The organism is Spiroplasma apis B31 (assembly GCF_000500935.1).
GTDB classification, from domain to species: domain Bacteria; phylum Bacillota_I; class Bacilli_A; order Mycoplasmatales; family Mycoplasmataceae; genus Spiroplasma_A; species Spiroplasma_A apis.
On the sequence record NC_022998.1, the window covers coordinates 1,064,123 to 1,081,363 of the forward strand.

Here is a 17,241-nt window from a genome sequence, read left to right on the forward strand (position 1 = left end):
GAACACATCTTTATTTGATTATATTTTTACATGAATTAGTTTGAATAAACTCTTTTAAGTTTTCAAAGCTTATCTCCACCATATTTTTAACGGCTTCATCAGTAAAACTTCCAATATGAGGAGTGATCAAAACTCTTGGTTTTAATGAAAGTAACTTTTCGTAAGTTGCATTATTGAGGTCTTTGACATGTGTTTTAAAGAAAACCTCACTCTCGTTAGTTAAAGTATCTAAGCACACAGACTTTATATGTTGAACTTCTAAAGCGCTAAGTAGGTCATTGTAGTTGATAAGTTCCCCTCTTGCAGCATTTATAAGTATTACACCCTTTTTCATCATTGCTATTGAGTCTTTATTTATAAACTCTTCATTTTGGCCTTTGATAAGCGGGCAATGAAGTGTAATCAAGTCTGATTTCACCAATAGTTCATTTAATGATGTATATTCAATAATTCCTTTGGCATCTGAGCGTGGAAATATATCGTAACCAAGTACTTGGGCACCTAAACTTTTTCAAGCTTTAGCAGTTTCAAAACCAATTCTACCTGTTCCTATTACTCCAATGGTAGAATTTCTTACTTCTTTAGAGAAATAATTATTATCAATTAGAAAGTCTTTTTTATTCATTTTATCCGCCATTAAATTTAAATTTCTTATCATGTACAAACCCATAGAGAGAGCTAACTCACTAACGGCATTTGGTGAATAATATGGTACATATGCTGTTTTTATTTCTAATTTCTTTGCTGCATCAATGTCTATATGATTAACTCCAACGGTTCTAGTAAAGCAATATTCTACTCCCTTGTTTTTCATGTAAGTCAGGTTTTTTTCATCAGCAATACAGTTAGCTCTTAAAAGAACAACATTGTGGCCATCTATTAAATTAACATTACTATGGTTCAATAATTCTTTTGTAAATGTTAATTCATAATTGTATTTCTTATTTACATCGTTGAAGATTTTTTCTCCAACATCTCGCACACCAAAACATATAATTCGCATAAAAATTTCTCCTTTAAGTCACAACTCCAAATATGGGTAGAACACTAATAGCTGTAACGACTACTACCCATATTGGTAAAGTTATGACAGATAATAAAGTAGATAAAGTAGTAAGGTTACTAGATAGATTTGCTCCCTTTTGATAAGAAATCGAGTACGCTACTACCACATTAGCTGGTGGGGAAGCTGTTAGTATTACCAATGAAACTAGTTGAATGTTTGTCAGTTTGAATCAACCGGTCTGATAACCAATAAAAGCAAATACCATAACAAACATTAATATTATCAAAGGTGCCACTAAAACTTTTATAACCGATGCGTATCATACTGTTTTGTCTTTTATAGCTTCTTTCAAATTACCCTTATTCATTGTCATACCAATAGCAAGTCAAGCTAATGGAGTGCAAATAGTTTGTAATGTAGAAATAATTTTAAACGATGGTGGAAACAAAAGATCAAAACGTAAGGGCGAATCTAGGACTTTTTCTTTGACTTTTGAGCCGTTAGACATCGTCGAAGTCATCGTTCTTCCTAAATCTAGACAACGAATCCCTGGTATTAATTGTGTTGATCAAATAAATAAACCAATAAATGTACATATCAATATAGGGTTGCAGAAAATATTTTTTAGGGTCTGCTTCCTAATTTTTTTATTTTCAATTACTTCGACTTCATTCATATCTTTTCTTTTTTTTGTAACTATTAGAGGTTTTTTACTCATAACTATGAAAGCAAACGAGTATAAAAAAACTCTATAAGGAACGTTAAATACATTCGTTGTTAGTTTGCTAGCATTAGCCTCAGTTCCTTCAAAAAGGGCTGTTACAACTGGTATCCCAAAAAACGTTGTAGAAGCAAACGCAATACACATTGCTAGTGTGTCTTTGATGTCCTTTTCGTACTTTAAGAAAAATATTTTTGAAGATACAGACATAATAGCATAAAATGCAAAACCAATAATTATTACTACAAGCTCACCTTTAAGGTTATCAAGAGTAATGTCTGAATCAGCATTTTGTACTAAAAAACCGCTTAAAGCTAGTGCAGGTAGTCCAACAAGCATTACTATTTTTATTAAGACTTTCTCTCACTCAGCTTTAAATATTCCTTTGAATGCTAATAAATAACCCATACCAATAACAAAAATTGTCGCAAATATAGCTGACCATATCCCTCATGACCCAAGAGTTGTAATTAGAGCATCCGAAACTTTACTATATATCATTTTATTCCGAGCCTTTATCTTTCTATTTAAAGTATACTCGAAATATTACTTTCTATTTGGTTATTTTTGGAATTTTTTTCTATATTAGCATTTATTTTTAGCTGTCTCTAGACACTCGATAAGTATACTTTTGAAGTGTTTATCTTTTAATATATTGTGGCCAGCAATTGTTGGACCACCCGCAACACATACTTCGTCAATTAGTTCATCAAGTGACTTCTCCGATGTAAATGCATTTTCTATGGAATTCATAATGCACTCTTTTAAGAACACTTGACTCTCCTGTTTTGTAAATCCGTTCATAAGTGAAAACTCTTCAAAACCCTTAAGAAATTCGAATATAAATGCTGGTGAAGTACCCGTTAGAGCTACAAACGCAGGAAAGATTTCTTCTTTTATCTCATAAATACTACCAAATTTTTTTATTAATGATATACCGTAATTTAATAGATCCGTATTCTCGCCATGTATGGCAAAACTGGTTGTTGATTTTAAATTCATTGCATTCATATTTGGAATTATTCTGATTATATTGATATCATAACCTACTAATTTTTTTAGATGTTCAATTTTCAATGCATTTACCATACTGATTAATAACATTCCCTCGAGGTTCACACATTTCATATTCATAAAGAGTTCTTCAACATCAGCTGGTCTAACCCCAATGATAATGATGTCAAACTTATGTGCATTTATTTCTTCTATTGATTTTAGTGCTTTACATTTATATTTGTTTTTAAGTTCTTCACTCCTTTTTCAAGTTCTATTCAAAATATAAATTTCATCTTGATTTTGGTTGTTTAAAGATAAGGCTTTTAAAATAGCTTCTGCCATTCTACCTACCCCAATAAATAAAATTTTTTTCATAGTAAATCCTCCTAATGTAATCATAAACAAAAAAAATGTCCGTCTGGACATTTGTTTAAACTAGCTCTATGATACACATAGGTGCATTATCACCACGACGACTATCAAGTTTCAAAATTCTTGTGTAGCCACCATTTCTTGTTTTAAATCTTTTAGAAAGACTTGTAAATAACTTTTGTAATGCTGTTTCCTTTTCTGATGCATTTGTGTGTCTCAATCATGCAGCTGCTTGTCTTCTAGCATGTAAATCCCCACGTTTTGCAAGTGTAATCATATGGTCAAAGTGCTTTCTTAACTCTTTTGCTCTTGTTTCAGTAATTTCTAGTTTTTCTGAAATAATTAGTTCAGTAGTTAAGTTCCTCATTAAAGCGACTCTTCAAGCTGTGTTTTTTCCTTGTTTTTGAATGTATGACATATCAAGTACACCTCTCTAGTCTTGTTTAAAAGTTAATCCTAATTGGACCACTTTATCTTTGATTTCTTTTAATGATTTTCTACCCAAGTTTCTAATTTCTTGAATATCATCTTCACTACGTGATACTAAATCTCGTAATGTATTGATGTTTGCTCTTTTTAAACAATTTAAACTTCTTTGTGTAAAGTCTAAATCTTCAATTAAACGATCTAATTCTTTTTCGTCTTCTTCATTAGATACCCCAATGACATTAAGTTCATTGATTTCATCGTTTAGATTTACGAAGAATTGTAAATGTTCAACTAAAACTTTTGAAGCGGTTGCAACAGCATCGCTTGCACTAATAGTTCCATCAGTTTCAACTTGTAAAGTTAGCTTTTCTAAATCTACAGATTTACCAATTTTAGTAGCATCGACGTGATAAGCCACTTGAACTATTGGAGAATAGTTTGAATCAATTGTAATTGAATCCGCTGTTATTTTCTCTTTTTTGTTGTCTTTGAATGAACGATAACCTCTTGAGTTTTTTGCAAATAAAGTTAAATTTAAAGCTCCACCGTCAGCAATTGTACATATATGTAAATCTTTATTGATTATTTCCACTCCCGTAGGAACTTCAATATCTCCTGCTTTTACATCTCCAACTGTCTGAGAGTTTATTGTTAATTCTACAACTTCATCATCTTCAAATATTTTTTCATCAATTTTAAGTGCTAATTTTTTAATGTTTAGAATTATACGACTAACATTTTCAACTATACCTTCAATTGATGTAAATTCATGAGCTGCACCTGCAAGTTTAATTGCATATACAGCTGCACCTGGTGTTGAACTAAGAAGAGTTCTTCTTATTGCGTTACCAAGCGTGGTACCAAAACCTCTTTCCAAAGGTTCTACTTTAAATTCCCCATAGTTTTTATTTTTTTCTTCTTTTAATAAAGTAAATTCTGGTCTTGCGAATTGTTTCATTTAATTATTAACCTCTTGGGCGTTTACGGGGACGCACACCGTTATGAGGAATTGGTGTAGTATCTTTAATTGATGTAATTTCTAATCCGATACCTTGTAAACTTCTTACAGCGGCATCTCTTCCTGGACCTGGTCCTTTAACTTCTACTGAAATTGTTCTGACTCCGTTATCCATTGCCCCTTTACCAGCGGCTTCAGCTATCATTTGAGCTGCATATGGTGTTGATTTTTTGCTTCCTTTGAAACCTAGGGCTCCAGCGCTTGATCAAGATAATACATTACCTTGTTCATCAGAAACAGTTACGATTGTGTTGTTGAAAGTAGAGTGAATGTGAGCTATACCTTTAGCAATATTTTTTTTGACTTTTTTACGATTGTTATTTTGTTTGTGATTTGCCATTGTTTAAACTCTCCTACTATTTTTTCTTATTAGCCACAGTTTTACGAGGGCCTTTTCTGGTACGTGCATTTTGTTTAGTTGATTGTCCACGTACAGGTAGTCCCTTTCTGTGTCTCATTCCTCTATAACTTCCAATTTCCATCAATCGTTTGATATTTAATGCTGTTTCTCTTCTTAAATCTCCCTCAGTTTTTCATTTTGAAATTTCTTGCGAGATTGCTTTAATATTATCTTCTGTTAAATCCTTAACTCTAATATCTTCGCTTACTTTTGCAGCCTCTAGGATTTTTTGTGATCTTGATAAACCAATACCATAAATGTAAGTTAGAGCGATAACTACTCTTTTTTCGTTAGGTATCTCTACCCCATTAATACGAGCCATTATTCTTTTCCTTTCTAAATAAAATTAAAATATCTTTAAAATTATTGATTAACCTTGACGTTGTTTATGTTTTGGTTGTTCACAAATAATCATTACACGGCCTTTACGTCTAATTACACGACATTTATCGCATATTTTTTTGACAGATGATCTAACTTTCATCTATTTAACCTCCTGATTTTTGTTCTAATTATTACTTACCATTTTTGAAACGGTAAGTAATTCTTCCACGTGTTGGGTCATATGGTGAAATTGCTATAGTGACTTTATCACCTGGTAAAATGCGGATGTAATTCATGCGGATTTTACCAGACACGTGGGCGTCTATTACTATATCATTTTCTAATTTCACCTTAAAAGCAGCGTTGGGTAATACCTCAACAACAACTCCTTCAACTTCTAAATGATCTTCTTTTGCCATTAATTTTCCTCCTTTGGTGTAAATAAAGTTAATATTTCTGGGTCTCCCTCAGTAACCAAAATTGTATGTTCGAAGTGAGCTGTCATGCTACCATCACTAGATGACACTGTTCACTTGTCATCTCCAACCACAGTTTTGTTAGTACCAATTTGAACCATTGGTTCAATACATATTGCCATTCCAGGAATTAGTCTCATTCCTGTATTTTGAACACCCACATTTGGAACATATGGGTCTTCGTGCATCTCTAAACCTATACCGTGACCGGAATAATCTGTTGGCAATTGAAAACCATATCCTTCAATAAAATTTTGAACAGTTGCTGAGATGGTTCCGATGCGCACACCGGCTCTTACCTGTTCAATTGCCAAGAATAGTGACTTTTCGGTCACATCTATTAGTTTATCATATAAATTAGTGCTTTTGGTTCCACAAATAGTGGTAAATGCAGAATCCGCATGGTATCCCTCATAAATACATCCAGCATCAATTGAAACAATGTCTCCGTCCAGCAAAACTCGATCGGTTGGAATTCCGTGGATTAGTTGTTCATTGATTGATATGCAAATATGTGCTGGATAACCATAATAATCTTTGAAATTACTTTTACAACCTTTTTCAGTTATAAAATCAATAAAAAACTTATCTAGTTCTAGGCAATTTACGCCTGGCTTGATCAGTTTTTTTAGGTTATACAATGCTTCTCCTAAAACTTTTCCTGCAACCCTCATTTTTTCTATTTGAGTTGAGTTTTTAATAGTTACTGCCATTAGAATCCCAACTCAGAAGCTATTTGATTATAAACTTCTTGGGGGCTAAGGTTAGAAGAATTAACAGAGATTAATTTCTCAGCGTAAAATTCTACTAAAGGAGCCGTTTCTTTTTGATAAGCATCTAATCTAACTTTTATTTTATCTTGTGAATCATCGGGTCTGGTTATTAACTTTCCTGAGTCATAATCACAGATGCCCTCTATTTTAGGTTTTCTATTTTTTATATGAAAACTCCTTTTGCACACTTCACAAACCCTTCTACCAGTTAAACGATCCATCAATATTGACTCATCCACTTCAATATAAATTACTTTTTCTATTGACGAATCTAGTTCTGCAAGCATTTCATCAAGGGCGTGTGCTTGATCAATAGTTCTAGGGAAACCATCAAATATCAATTTTTGGTGTTTTGATTTCAAGTAGTCTTTAACCATAGCATTAGTCACTAAATCGGGCACTAATTGACCTTCATTCATATATTTTTTTGCTTCTATACCGAGATTTGTGTTGTTGTTAATGTTTTTTCTAAATAAATCACCCGTTGATAGTTGGGTGAATCCATTTTTTTCACATAAAAGTTCTGATTGAGTACCTTTTCCGCTACCTGGTGCACCAAGTAAAATAATATTCATTTTTCTTTCTCCTTCATTATCAAATATGAGAGTTTGTGTTTTCCTTTACATCTGAGAACTTTTCTTGTTTTTTATCAATAAATGATTGTTGTATTAGTCGACCTTTTAATTGTTGTACTGTTTGAATTGCAACAGATATTAAAATTATCAACCCTGTTCCCCCAACTGCTAATGAGCTGGGTAAATCAGTTAATTTACTAATCACGTATGGTAGGACTGCGATACCAGCCAAGAAAAATGCGCCTAAAAAACTTAATCTATTAATTGTTCCTTGTAGGAATTTTTCAGTTTCTTTTCCAGGTTTGATTCCGGGAATAAACGTTCCTGATTTCTTGAAATTCTCTGCGATTTTCTCGGGATTTATCTGAACTTGTGCGTAAAGGAACGTAAACAATATCGTTAAAGTACCATAAATTCCTATACCTCATCATGTTCCAAAAGACAAGTAAGTTTGTGTAAAGTTGTAAAATGCACTATTTTGACCCATTATTTGTGCAATGGTTACTGGTGTTGATATAATTGCCGAAGCAAATATTACTGGTATAACTCCCGCATTATTAAGTTTTAATGGGAGATAAGGGGTGTGGTCCTTGGAGTCAACCAAACCAGAACCAGTTTGTTGAATCGGCACTTTTCTCTCAGCTTCGTTCATCAAAACAACTACAAATATAACCAAGAAGAATGCTACTAAGTAAATTAAAAACTTAAGTATTCCATCAAATAATATAGTTGGGTCATTTTTTGGAGCTATTCAAAACTTGAAAGTGTTTATGAAGTTTTCTGGCATTTTTGCGACAATACCAGTGAAAATGATTATTGAAACACCATTTCCAATACCTCTTATTGTAATTTGATCGGCAATTCATAACATCAAGAATGTTCCACCAAGCATTACTAATGGTATTAATACATAATAAAATCACGCAGGTCCAGTTCCAAGTTCATTTGTTCCTCACTTAGCAGAGATTAAACCCTGAGAAGTTAATGTAAAAATTGTTGCAACAGATTGCATCAAAGCAAATGGTATTGTTAGTACCTTTGTTAATTTATCTAACTTTCTTCTTCCACGTTCTCCAGATTTACTTCATCTCGATAGTACTGGAATAACATCTGTTGATAACAATTGAACGATAATTGAAGCGGTAATATATGGAGAAACCCCAAGTGCCAATATTGAGAATTGTCCAATTGAACCCCCTCCAAGGGTAGAAAGTAGTTGGAAAAACTCTTGATCACTAATACCACTTTTAAATGAATCCTCTATTTTAATACCTGGTACAGTTAGAAGGGAACCTGCTCGAATTAAAATAAGCACTATCAAAGTAAAAACGATTCGTTTTATAAGGTCTTTATTTCTTATGAAGAAATTAGAACTTTTTGCGAATTCGTTTTTTTCTTTAGTTGATTTGGCTTTTTTTATTTTTTTAATTTTTGCAGCCACCTAAATCACCTCAATAGTTCCCCCGGCAGCTTTTATAGCTTCCTGAGCATTTTTTGATATTTTGTTAACTTTTATATTAACAGCTTTAGTAATTTTACCATTTCCTAGCACTTTTACTAATGTTTTTTCAGATTTTATAACTTTTTTTTCAATTAAAGTACTATGATTAACATCTGTTAATCCCAGTTTTTCAATAGTATCTAAATTTAATATTGTAAATTCTTTTCTATTCAAACTTGTAAATCCAATTTTTGGTAATCTTCTGAATAAAGGAGTTTGTCCTCCTTCAAATCCTGGTCTAACGCCTCCACCTGAACGTGAGTTTTGACCTTTATGTCCTCTAGTTGATGTCTTACCTTTTCCAGAAGCCATACCACGACCAACGCGGGTAGCTTCCTTTTTGCTTCCTGGTGTATATTTTAATTCATGTAGTTTCATAAAAATTTACCTCCAATAAACTTATTTAAGTTCAACTTTCTTTTCAACTTGAGACATCCCTCTTAATCTTGCAATTTGTTCAGCTGTTTGCATTTCTTTTAAACCTTCTAATGTAGCTCTAATCATATTGATAGGTGTATTTGATCCCAATGATTTAGTATAAACGTCTGAAATTCCAGCTAATTCAATAACAGCACGAGCTGGTCCACCAGCAATAACACCAGTACCTTTTTTAGCAGGCTTAATTAGAACTCTACCGGCACCAAAGTGACCGATTACATCATGTGGAACTGTAGTTCCCGCCAAGGGAACTCTTACCAATGATTTTCTAGCTTCTTTTATAGCCTTTTTAATTGCATCAGGAACTTCGTTAGCTTTACCAGTACCAAGTCCAACTCTACCTTTTTTATCACCAATAACAACAACTGCTGCAAATCTAAATCTACGTCCACCTTTTGTAACTTTTGTAACACGATTAATGGTTACAACTCTTTCTTCAAATGGGTTATCTTCTTTATTTCTTGCAAACCTATTGTCTCTTCTTGGTCTATCACCTGGGTTTTTTGAATCCTTTTTAAACTCTGGTTTGTGGTTCGCTGATCTTGTTTGTGGTTTTCTTGATTCAGTACCAGCATTTGAAGTTGGTGCTGAAGCTATTTTTTTATCTTCTGCCATTTTTCATAGTCTCCTTTAATTAGAATTTCATTCCGTTTTCTTTTGCTGATTCTGCAAACGCTTTAACTTTTCCGTGGAATAAATAACCTCCACGATCAAATACTACATTAGTGATTTTTTTGCTTTTTGCTTTTTGAGCAATATCTTTTCCCACAGCGATTGCGGCTTCAATATTACGTCCATTTTTAAGTCCCATTTTTATAGATGATGACGATACTAATGTTACTCCATTAACGTCATCGATAATTTGTGCATAGAAGTATGAGTTAGATTTAAATACATTCAACCTTGGTCTTTCACTTGTTCCAGACACTTTTTTTCTGATTCTGAAGTGTCTTCTTTTTCTTGCTTCTGCCTTAGTGTATTTCATGATTTATTCTCCTTAAGAACAGCCTATTTACCAGCTGCTTTACCTTCTTTTCGAATGATTTTTTCATCTTTGTATTTAACCCCTTTACCTTTATAAGGTTCAGGTCTTCTATATGCTCTAATATTTGCAGCAACTTCTCCAACTAGTTGTTTGTCAATTCCTGCAACTTTTATTTCTGTTGGTTTTGGGACTTCGATTGTTATACCATCAGGAATAATGTATTCAACTGGGTGTGAAAAACCTAAAGAAAGGTTAACTTTATTACCAGCTAGTGCGGCACGGTAACCAACACCCACTATTTCTAATTGTTTTACAAAACCTTCACTTACACCGGTTAACATTCCTTGAATTAAAGAATTAGTTGTTCCATGTAATTGTTTTGTGTGTTTTTGTTCATTTTTTCTAATAGTTGATATTTCTGCTTCGTTTACTTTAATTTCAATTAAAGGAGAGAAAGTTTGTTTTAATTCTCCTTTTGGTCCTTTAATAGTTACAACATTATTAGGTTCAATCTTAACTTCAACTCCGGCTGGTATTGCTAATATTCTGTTTCCTATACGTGACATATATAAAACCTCCTATTATCAGACAAATGCAAGAACTTCTCCACCAGTATTTTTCTGGCGAGCTTCTTTATCTGTCATTATTCCTTGTGAAGTAGATACGATTGCAATTCCTAAGCCGTTAAGCACGTTTGGGATCTCGTTAGCAGTAGAGTATACACGTAATCCTGGTTTTGAAATTCTTTTTAGTCCTTTTATGACTCTAATTTTCCCTTTGTATTTTAAGCTAATTGTGATATCTTTTTTGAAATCGTTTTCAACTTTGAAGTCTTCTATGAATCCTTCTTTTTTTAAGATGTTTGCGATTTCCACTTTAATTTTACTTCCGGGAATCACAACTTCTTTATGGAAACGTTGATTTGCGTTTCTTATTCTAGTAAGCATATCTGCTATTACATCTGTTGTCATATTATCAATTTCCTTTCACTATCATGATGCTTTTTTAATACCTGGGATTTGTCCTTTGTATGCAAAATCTCTAAAGCACACACGGCATAAATTGAACTTTCTTAACACTGAATGTGGTCTTCCACAGTTTCCACAACGTGTATATTCTCTAACTTTGAACTTTTGAACTTTAGCTTGTTTAACTTTTAATGATTTTTTTGCCATTTTTCAATTCTCCCTTTTACTTAACGAAAGGCATTCCTATTTTTTGAATTAAAGAAAATGCATCGTCCTTGTTTGTTGCTGTTGTAACAATTGTTATATCCATTCCACGAACTTTTTTTACTTTATCGTAATCGATTTCAGGGAATATAATTTGTTCTTTTATACCCATTGTATAATTTCCATGTTTATCGAAGCTTGTTTTTGGAACTCCTCTAAAGTCACGAACTCGTGGTAGAGCAACTGAGATTAATCTATCAAGAAACTCATACATTCTTCTACCTCTTAAAGTAACCTTAGCACCAATTGGCATACCTTCACGTAATTTAAAGGCTGCTAGTGATTTTTTAGCTTTGGTAATTAGTGGTTTTTGCCCTGTGATAAGAGCTAACTCTGCTGCAGCATCATCGATTCTTTTTGAATCTTGCACTGCATCTCCAATACCTGTGTTAATTACTATTTTTGATATTTTTGGAACTTGCATTACTGATTTGAATTGTTTTTCTTTGAATAGTTCAGGAACTATTTTTTCTTTATATAATTTTTCTAATCTACTTAGATTTTCATTCGCCATATAAACTATTTCCTTCTCTATTTAAGTTCTGCTTTTGATTTTTTAGCAACCCTTATTTTTTTTCCATCAGTAATTTTGTAACCAACTCTTGTTCCACTATCTTTGTTTTTTGGGTCTTGGATGGCAACATTAGAGATTGCAACCGAGATTGGAATTTCTCTAATTCCACCCTCTTGATCGGTTTGCGAAGGTTTAAAATGTTTAGTTCCAGTAACACCTTCAACTCAAACTCTCTCTTTATTTTTTGATAACTTAGTAACTGGTCCTATTTTACCTTTGTGGTTTCCTGCGATAACTTTTACAACGTCACCTTTTAATATTTTAGATTTATTCATAAAAGTTCCTCCTATAATACTTCTGGAGCAAGAGACGCGATTTTAGAAAAACCTCTGTCTTTTACTTCACGAGCGATTGGACCAAAAATACGTGTTCCCCTTGGGGTTTTATCATCTTTTACTATAACAGCGGCATTTTCTGAGAACTTGATGTATGTACCATCTGCTCTTCTTAATCCCCTAACTGTTCTTACTATTACTGCTTTAACAACTTGACCTTTTTTTACAGCTCCTCCAGGAGTTGCTGATTTTACTGTAGCCACAACTATGTCACCGATATTTGTGAATTTTCTAACACTTCCACCTAAGTTTCGTATAACTAATATTTCTTTAGCACCAGAATTGTCTGCGATTTTTAATCTTGACTCTGTTTGTATCATGATTTTATACCTCTCTTGTGCAACTAAATAATTGCTTTTTCTACAATTCTTATTAATCTAAAGTTTTTAGTTCTACTTAAAGGACGTGTTTCCATAATTTCTACTCTGTCACCCATCGCTGCCTGACCACTTTCGTCATGAGCTTTGTATTTTTTAGAGTACTTAACACGTTTTTTATAAATTGGGTGGTTCTTGTAAGTTTCAACTAATACAGTAATTGTTTTGTCCATCTTATCAGACACAACTCTACCAGTATAAACTTTTCTCAAATTTCTTTCCATAATTATTTGGCTCCTCCATCGGCTTTTTTAATAGTTTTCTTTGCAGCAGCTTTTTTGTTTGCTTCGTCAATTTGTTTTTTTGCTTCTTGAGCATTTGAACCAAAAACATAAGTTTTTGCTTCTTTAGGTTTTTTTGATAACTTTAAGTCAATTCCTTCGATTCCTTCACCTTTGATAGATCCTACTTTGATTGACTTAACTTTAACATCAGATAGGGCAGCTTTACCCTTACCTGTTGCTTTAGCTTCTCCAGTTTCTAGTACTGGTGCTTCAACTTCAACCTTAGGTTTAGCAGGTTTTTTTACTTGCGCAGTAGTTTTCCCTTTTGCAATTGGTTTAACCTCTTCAACCTTAGGTTTAGCAGTGGTTGTTTTTTTAGGTTTAGTTTCTTCAACCGACTTAGTAGTAGTTGTTTTTGTTTTTTCAGTAGCTTTTGCTTTAGTTGTTGCTGTTTTTTTAGGTTTAGATTCCTCGTTAGGCTTTTCGTCAGAAACCTCAACTATCTCATCTACATTTAAAGCTGCTTCCATAGCGGTTGCGATTGCCTCGTCAGAAACCTCATTTGATTGAACACCACTTTGTTCTGCTTGTAGTTTTTCAATCATTTCTTTTTGTTTTTTACGTACTTCTTTTCCTGCTTTTTCAGCTGCTTCAACGGCTTTGTTGTAATCAATTTTTACAACCTTGTTAGTGTCTTCACCGGCAGCTTTTCTTTCTTGAAGTATTGTATTAATACGCGCAATATTTTTTCTTAGATCCTTGATTTTATGTGTTTGCTCTAAACTACCAATAGCCGCTTGATATCTTAACGCAAATAACTCGGCACGGTTATCTTCACGTAAAGCTATTAATTCATCTACTATTTTAGTTCTTAGTTCTAACACAATGTCAACTGTTTTAGACATTATTCATCACCTCTCTTAACAATTTTGCAACGTACAGGCAGTTTGTGCATTGCTAGACGCAATGCTTCACGAGCCACTTCTTCTGATACTCCAGCTACTTCAAACATAAACTGACCGTTTTTAACAACTGCTACTCATTCTTCAGGAGATCCTTTACCTGAACCCATACGTACCTCTAATGGTTTTTTAGTTTTCGCCATATGAGGGAATATTCTAATTCAAACTTTTCCAAAACGTTTCATATAACGAGTCATAGCAATACGAGCAGATTCAATTTGTCTTGAAGTAATTCACGCTCCATCTAATGACATTAGACCGTACTCTCCAAACTCAATAAACTTTCCACCTTTTGCTTTACCTTCATAACTCACTCTGTGAGGACGACGGTATTTAACTCTTTTTGGCATTAACATAATTATTTAGCCTCCCTTGGTGACTTATCTAATTTCTTGTCTGCAATAACTTTGCTTTGGTTTTGGTTTTGTTTTCCAATAATTTCTCCATGGTTAATTCAAACTTTAACTCCGATTTGTCCGTATGTAGTTCTTGCTTCATATAAGGCATAATCAATATCACTTCTTAATGTAGATAGAGGAACAGATCCCTCAAGGTAACCTTCTGTACGAGCCATTTCAACTCCACCAAGTCTTCCTGATACTGAAGTTTTGATACCCTTTGCTCCTGCTTTTAAAGCTTTTCTGATTGCTAACTTTTGTACAGTTCTAAATGATGCACGATTTGTAATTTGTTCACCAATGAACTGAGCAACTAATCTAGAGTCTACATCTGGATTTTTAATTTCCACAACATTTACTTTGATAGCTGCGTTTCTTTCCTTAATTGTTTTTTTAACTGTTAATACAATATTCTCAACGTTTTTTCCTTCTTGACCAAGAACGATAGCCGGACGAGCAGAACGAATAATTAAGATGATTTCTTTTTTTGTTCTTTCGATTTCAATTTTCGAAACAGCTGCGTTTTTAAGTAACTTTGCAACTGCTTTTCTAATTTTGATATCCTGGTGTAATCATTTAACATATTCACCTTTTTCAGCATATCATCTATTGTCTCAACTTCTAATAATACCTATACGTAGTACGTTAGGAGATACTTTTTGTCCCATACTCTATTTCCTTTCCTATCTTTCGTCACTCACAATAATTGTAATGTGACTTGTTCTTTTCAAGATTTCATATGCTCTACCATGAGCTCTTGGTCTAAAACGTTTTAATGTTGGTCCTTCATTAACGAAGGCTGTTTTTACAAATAATTGATCAGCTTCCATACCATTATTATTAACGGCATTTGCTACAGCTGAGTTTAATAATTTTAATACTGGTCCTGAAGATCTTTTATCTTGGTTTTGAAGAATTGCTATTGCTTCTGCTATTTTTTTACTTCTAATTGAGTCGATAACTAGTCTAACTTTTCTCGGTGCTGTTCTAATCATTGTTAACTTTGCTTTTGCTTCCATATTTATTCAAAAACTCCTTTAATGATTATTTTTTCTTTTTCTTGTCATCACCGTGTCCACCAAACTTACGCGTTGGTGAGAATTCTCCTAGTTTGTGACCGACCATATCTTCTGTAACATAAACAGAAATAAATTCTTTACCGTTGTATACCCCAAATGTGTGCCCTACAAAACTTGGGAATATTGTTGATCTACGAGACCAAGTTTTAATTAACTCTTTTTTACCATCCATTGCTTCTACTTTTTTAAGTAAGTAGTCATCAGCGAATGGACCTTTTTTTAATGATCTAGACATAATCTATAATTCCTCCTATTTTGCATTTCTTCTTCTAACAATTAGTTTTGAAGAAGCTTTTTTCTTATCTCGTGTTTTAACTCCAAGAGCTTTTTTACCTCATGGAGTTAATGGAGCTTTACGTCCAATAGGTGCACGACCTTCACCACCACCATGTGGGTGATCAATTGGGTTCATTACAGACCCACGAACTGTAGGTCTGATTCCTCTTCAACGGTTTCTTCCTGCTTTTCCTCAATTAACTAAGCTGTATTCTTCATTACCAACTTCACCGATTGTTGCATAACATTCGGCTAAAACTTTTCTTACTTCTCCAGAACCTAATCGTAAAGTAACATACTTTTCATCGTCGTCTTTTCCAAGTATTTGTACTGAACTACCTGCACTACGTGCTATTTGTCCACCTTTACCAGGTCTTAATTCAACATTATGAACAAGTGTTCCTTCTGGAATGTTTTTAAGAGGTGCTGCGTTACCAATTTTTATATCGGCATTAGCAGATGAAATAATTTCTTGACCTACTTTCATTCCTTTTGCAAACAGAATGTATCTTTTTTCTCCATCAACATAGTTGATCAAACAAATAAATGCATTTCTATTTGGGTCGTATTCGATTGAAGCAATCTTACCAGTTATATCTAGTTTATTACGTTTAAAATCAATTATACGATACTTTCTTTTGTGACCCCCACCTTTGTGGCGAGTGGTTATTTGACCGTGATTATTTCTTCCAGCCTTTTCATTAATTTTTCCTAATAATGATTGCTCAGGCTTTGAAGTTGTAAGGATACTATAATCTAAGCTGGTCATATTTCTACGACCGTTAGTCGTAGGCTTGTATTTCTTGATTGGCATAATTATCCTCCTTGTATCGCCTTATCCTATTTCAAAGTTGTATTACTACAAGTCTGATAGAATATCTAACTTCTCTCCATCTTTTAAAACTATGATGGCTTTTTTGTAAGAAACTGTTTTACCAACAAATTTCCCCATTCTTTTATCTTTTCCGTCATAGTTCATGGTTCTTACAGCCTTCACTTTAACTTGAAATATTTCTTCGAATGTTTTTTTAATTTGAGTTTTGTTTGCTCTTTTATCCACAACAAATGTGTATGCACCATCTTGTTGACCTAAATAAGTCTTTTCAGTCAACAGCGGTTTTTTAATAACTTCTGTTAAATGCATTATGCATACACCTCCTCAATACGATTAACAGCTTCTTCAGTAACCACTAATTTATTAGCGTTTAATAAGTCGAAGATGTTCATTTTTTGAAAATTTAGTGTTTTTACATTTGGAATATTTCCAGAAGATTTTACAACTAATTCTTCATGTTCTTTTGTTACTATTAATACCTTTTGATTATCAATCTTAACATTTTCCATAACTTTCAACATATCTTTTGTTGAAGGTTTTGAAAAAATGAATTTGTCTAAAATAACTAAGTTTGATTCTTTTGCTTTAATACTTAAAGCACTTCTTATTGCTAATTTTCTAACTTTTTTATTTACTGCTTTTTTATAGTTGATGTTTGGTGTTGGACCAAATGCTACTCCACCACCTCTTCATTGAGGTGCTCTAATAGAACCTTGACGGGCACGTCCTGTACCTTTTTGTCTTCAAGGTTTTCTTCCACCACCTCTTACTTCGGCTCTAGTTTTTGTTTTTCTTGTTCCTTGTCTCATTGCTGCTTGTTGTGAAATCACTGTATCGTATATTGCTTGTTGGTGTGGTTCTAATCCTCAAACTTTATCGTTCAAGTCTATTTCTTTAACAGATCCACCGTTAACATCTAAAACTTTTGCTTTCAT

At 33.2% G+C, this 17,241-nt stretch carries 29 protein-coding genes and 1 pseudogene; all 30 read right to left on the bottom strand.

Annotated elements, in window-relative coordinates:
- Positions 1-10: 10 nt before the first annotated feature.
- Entirely contained in the window at positions 11-1,003 is a 993-nt protein-coding gene (locus tag SAPIS_RS04615; protein WP_023790131.1) for an NAD(P)-dependent oxidoreductase, read from the bottom strand.
- Between the two features lie 13 nt (positions 1,004-1,016).
- Positions 1,017-2,228 carry an AEC family transporter gene (locus SAPIS_RS04620; protein WP_023790133.1) on the bottom strand — a complete coding sequence of 404 codons (1,212 nt, stop codon included), beginning with the start codon at positions 2,226-2,228 and terminating at the stop codon, positions 1,017-1,019.
- 84 nt (positions 2,229-2,312) lie between these two features.
- The gene (locus SAPIS_RS04625) at positions 2,313-3,098 is read right to left on the bottom strand and encodes a pyrroline-5-carboxylate reductase family protein (protein WP_023790135.1); all 786 of its coding nucleotides are present in this window, start codon (positions 3,096-3,098) and stop codon (positions 2,313-2,315) included.
- 55 nt (positions 3,099-3,153) lie between these two features.
- The gene (gene rplQ / locus SAPIS_RS04630; RefSeq protein WP_023790137.1) at positions 3,154-3,513 is read right to left on the bottom strand and encodes a 50S ribosomal protein L17; all 360 of its coding nucleotides are present in this window, start codon (positions 3,511-3,513) and stop codon (positions 3,154-3,156) included.
- Positions 3,514-3,528: 15 nt separating this feature from the next.
- On the bottom strand, positions 3,529-4,482 hold the full coding sequence (locus SAPIS_RS04635) for a DNA-directed RNA polymerase subunit alpha (protein ID WP_023790139.1): 954 nt from the start codon (positions 4,480-4,482) through the stop codon (positions 3,529-3,531).
- Positions 4,483-4,489: 7 nt separating this feature from the next.
- Positions 4,490-4,882 (bottom strand): 30S ribosomal protein S11, encoded by a 393-nt coding sequence (gene rpsK / locus SAPIS_RS04640; protein ID WP_023790141.1) that lies wholly within the window; start codon positions 4,880-4,882, stop codon positions 4,490-4,492.
- Positions 4,883-4,898: 16 nt separating this feature from the next.
- Entirely contained in the window at positions 4,899-5,264 is a 366-nt protein-coding gene (rpsM, locus tag SAPIS_RS04645; RefSeq protein ID WP_023790143.1) for a 30S ribosomal protein S13, read from the bottom strand.
- A gap of 48 nt (positions 5,265-5,312) precedes the next feature.
- Positions 5,313-5,426, bottom strand: coding sequence for a 50S ribosomal protein L36 (gene rpmJ, locus SAPIS_RS04650; protein WP_020834730.1), 114 nt, complete (start codon positions 5,424-5,426; stop codon positions 5,313-5,315).
- A gap of 31 nt (positions 5,427-5,457) precedes the next feature.
- Entirely contained in the window at positions 5,458-5,685 is a 228-nt protein-coding gene (gene infA / locus SAPIS_RS04655) for a translation initiation factor IF-1 (protein ID WP_023790145.1), read from the bottom strand.
- Complete coding sequence (gene map, locus SAPIS_RS04660) at positions 5,685-6,455, bottom strand: type I methionyl aminopeptidase (RefSeq protein ID WP_023790147.1); 771 nt, start codon at positions 6,453-6,455, stop codon at positions 5,685-5,687. Before map ends, infA begins: the two co-directional genes overlap by 1 nt.
- A complete protein-coding gene (locus tag SAPIS_RS04665; protein ID WP_023790149.1) occupies positions 6,455-7,090 on the bottom strand; it encodes an adenylate kinase in 636 nt (211 codons plus the stop codon). The genes map and SAPIS_RS04665 overlap by 1 nt, the downstream gene beginning before the upstream one ends.
- A gap of 16 nt (positions 7,091-7,106) precedes the next feature.
- A complete protein-coding gene (secY, locus tag SAPIS_RS04670) occupies positions 7,107-8,531 on the bottom strand; it encodes a preprotein translocase subunit SecY (RefSeq protein WP_023790151.1) in 1,425 nt (474 codons plus the stop codon).
- On the bottom strand, positions 8,532-8,969 hold the full coding sequence (rplO, locus tag SAPIS_RS04675; RefSeq protein ID WP_023790153.1) for a 50S ribosomal protein L15: 438 nt from the start codon (positions 8,967-8,969) through the stop codon (positions 8,532-8,534).
- Between the two features lie 21 nt (positions 8,970-8,990).
- Complete coding sequence (rpsE, locus tag SAPIS_RS04680; protein WP_023790155.1) at positions 8,991-9,644, bottom strand: 30S ribosomal protein S5; 654 nt, start codon at positions 9,642-9,644, stop codon at positions 8,991-8,993.
- Positions 9,645-9,663: 19 nt separating this feature from the next.
- Positions 9,664-10,014, bottom strand: coding sequence for a 50S ribosomal protein L18 (rplR, locus tag SAPIS_RS04685; protein WP_023790157.1), 351 nt, complete (start codon positions 10,012-10,014; stop codon positions 9,664-9,666).
- 23 nt (positions 10,015-10,037) lie between these two features.
- Entirely contained in the window at positions 10,038-10,580 is a 543-nt protein-coding gene (gene rplF, locus SAPIS_RS04690) for a 50S ribosomal protein L6 (RefSeq protein ID WP_023790159.1), read from the bottom strand.
- 15 nt (positions 10,581-10,595) lie between these two features.
- Positions 10,596-10,985, bottom strand: a complete 390-nt coding sequence (rpsH, locus tag SAPIS_RS04695) for a 30S ribosomal protein S8 (RefSeq protein ID WP_023790161.1) — start codon at positions 10,983-10,985, stop codon at positions 10,596-10,598.
- Between the two features lie 18 nt (positions 10,986-11,003).
- Complete coding sequence (locus SAPIS_RS04700; protein ID WP_023790163.1) at positions 11,004-11,189, bottom strand: type Z 30S ribosomal protein S14; 186 nt, start codon at positions 11,187-11,189, stop codon at positions 11,004-11,006.
- A gap of 16 nt (positions 11,190-11,205) precedes the next feature.
- Positions 11,206-11,760 (bottom strand): 50S ribosomal protein L5, encoded by a 555-nt coding sequence (gene rplE / locus SAPIS_RS04705; protein WP_023790165.1) that lies wholly within the window; start codon positions 11,758-11,760, stop codon positions 11,206-11,208.
- Positions 11,761-11,777: 17 nt separating this feature from the next.
- The gene (gene rplX, locus SAPIS_RS04710; protein WP_023790167.1) at positions 11,778-12,095 is read right to left on the bottom strand and encodes a 50S ribosomal protein L24; all 318 of its coding nucleotides are present in this window, start codon (positions 12,093-12,095) and stop codon (positions 11,778-11,780) included.
- An 11-nt stretch (positions 12,096-12,106) separates the two neighbouring features.
- Positions 12,107-12,475: a 50S ribosomal protein L14 gene (gene rplN, locus SAPIS_RS04715; protein ID WP_023790169.1), complete on the bottom strand. Its 369-nt coding sequence runs from the start codon at positions 12,473-12,475 to the stop codon at positions 12,107-12,109.
- 23 nt (positions 12,476-12,498) lie between these two features.
- Complete coding sequence (gene rpsQ / locus SAPIS_RS04720; RefSeq protein ID WP_084203634.1) at positions 12,499-12,759, bottom strand: 30S ribosomal protein S17; 261 nt, start codon at positions 12,757-12,759, stop codon at positions 12,499-12,501.
- A 515-nt stretch (positions 12,760-13,274) separates the two neighbouring features.
- Positions 13,275-13,661, bottom strand: a pseudogene (rpmC, locus tag SAPIS_RS05610) (50S ribosomal protein L29); the annotation flags it as partial.
- Positions 13,661-14,074 carry a 50S ribosomal protein L16 gene (gene rplP, locus SAPIS_RS04730; protein ID WP_023790175.1) on the bottom strand — a complete coding sequence of 138 codons (414 nt, stop codon included), beginning with the start codon at positions 14,072-14,074 and terminating at the stop codon, positions 13,661-13,663. The gene rplP and the pseudogene rpmC, both read right to left, overlap by 1 nt.
- Before the next feature lie 2 nt (positions 14,075-14,076).
- The gene (gene rpsC / locus SAPIS_RS04735; protein WP_023790177.1) at positions 14,077-14,784 is read right to left on the bottom strand and encodes a 30S ribosomal protein S3; all 708 of its coding nucleotides are present in this window, start codon (positions 14,782-14,784) and stop codon (positions 14,077-14,079) included.
- 15 nt (positions 14,785-14,799) lie between these two features.
- The gene (rplV, locus tag SAPIS_RS04740) at positions 14,800-15,135 is read right to left on the bottom strand and encodes a 50S ribosomal protein L22 (protein WP_023790179.1); all 336 of its coding nucleotides are present in this window, start codon (positions 15,133-15,135) and stop codon (positions 14,800-14,802) included.
- 25 nt (positions 15,136-15,160) lie between these two features.
- A complete protein-coding gene (gene rpsS / locus SAPIS_RS04745; protein WP_023790181.1) occupies positions 15,161-15,430 on the bottom strand; it encodes a 30S ribosomal protein S19 in 270 nt (89 codons plus the stop codon).
- Between the two features lie 15 nt (positions 15,431-15,445).
- Positions 15,446-16,285, bottom strand: a complete 840-nt coding sequence (rplB, locus tag SAPIS_RS04750; RefSeq protein ID WP_023790183.1) for a 50S ribosomal protein L2 — start codon at positions 16,283-16,285, stop codon at positions 15,446-15,448.
- Positions 16,286-16,330: 45 nt separating this feature from the next.
- Positions 16,331-16,615: a 50S ribosomal protein L23 gene (rplW, locus tag SAPIS_RS04755; RefSeq protein WP_023790185.1), complete on the bottom strand. Its 285-nt coding sequence runs from the start codon at positions 16,613-16,615 to the stop codon at positions 16,331-16,333.
- Complete coding sequence (gene rplD / locus SAPIS_RS04760) at positions 16,615-17,241, bottom strand: 50S ribosomal protein L4 (protein ID WP_023790187.1); 627 nt, start codon at positions 17,239-17,241, stop codon at positions 16,615-16,617. Before rplD ends, rplW begins: the two co-directional genes overlap by 1 nt.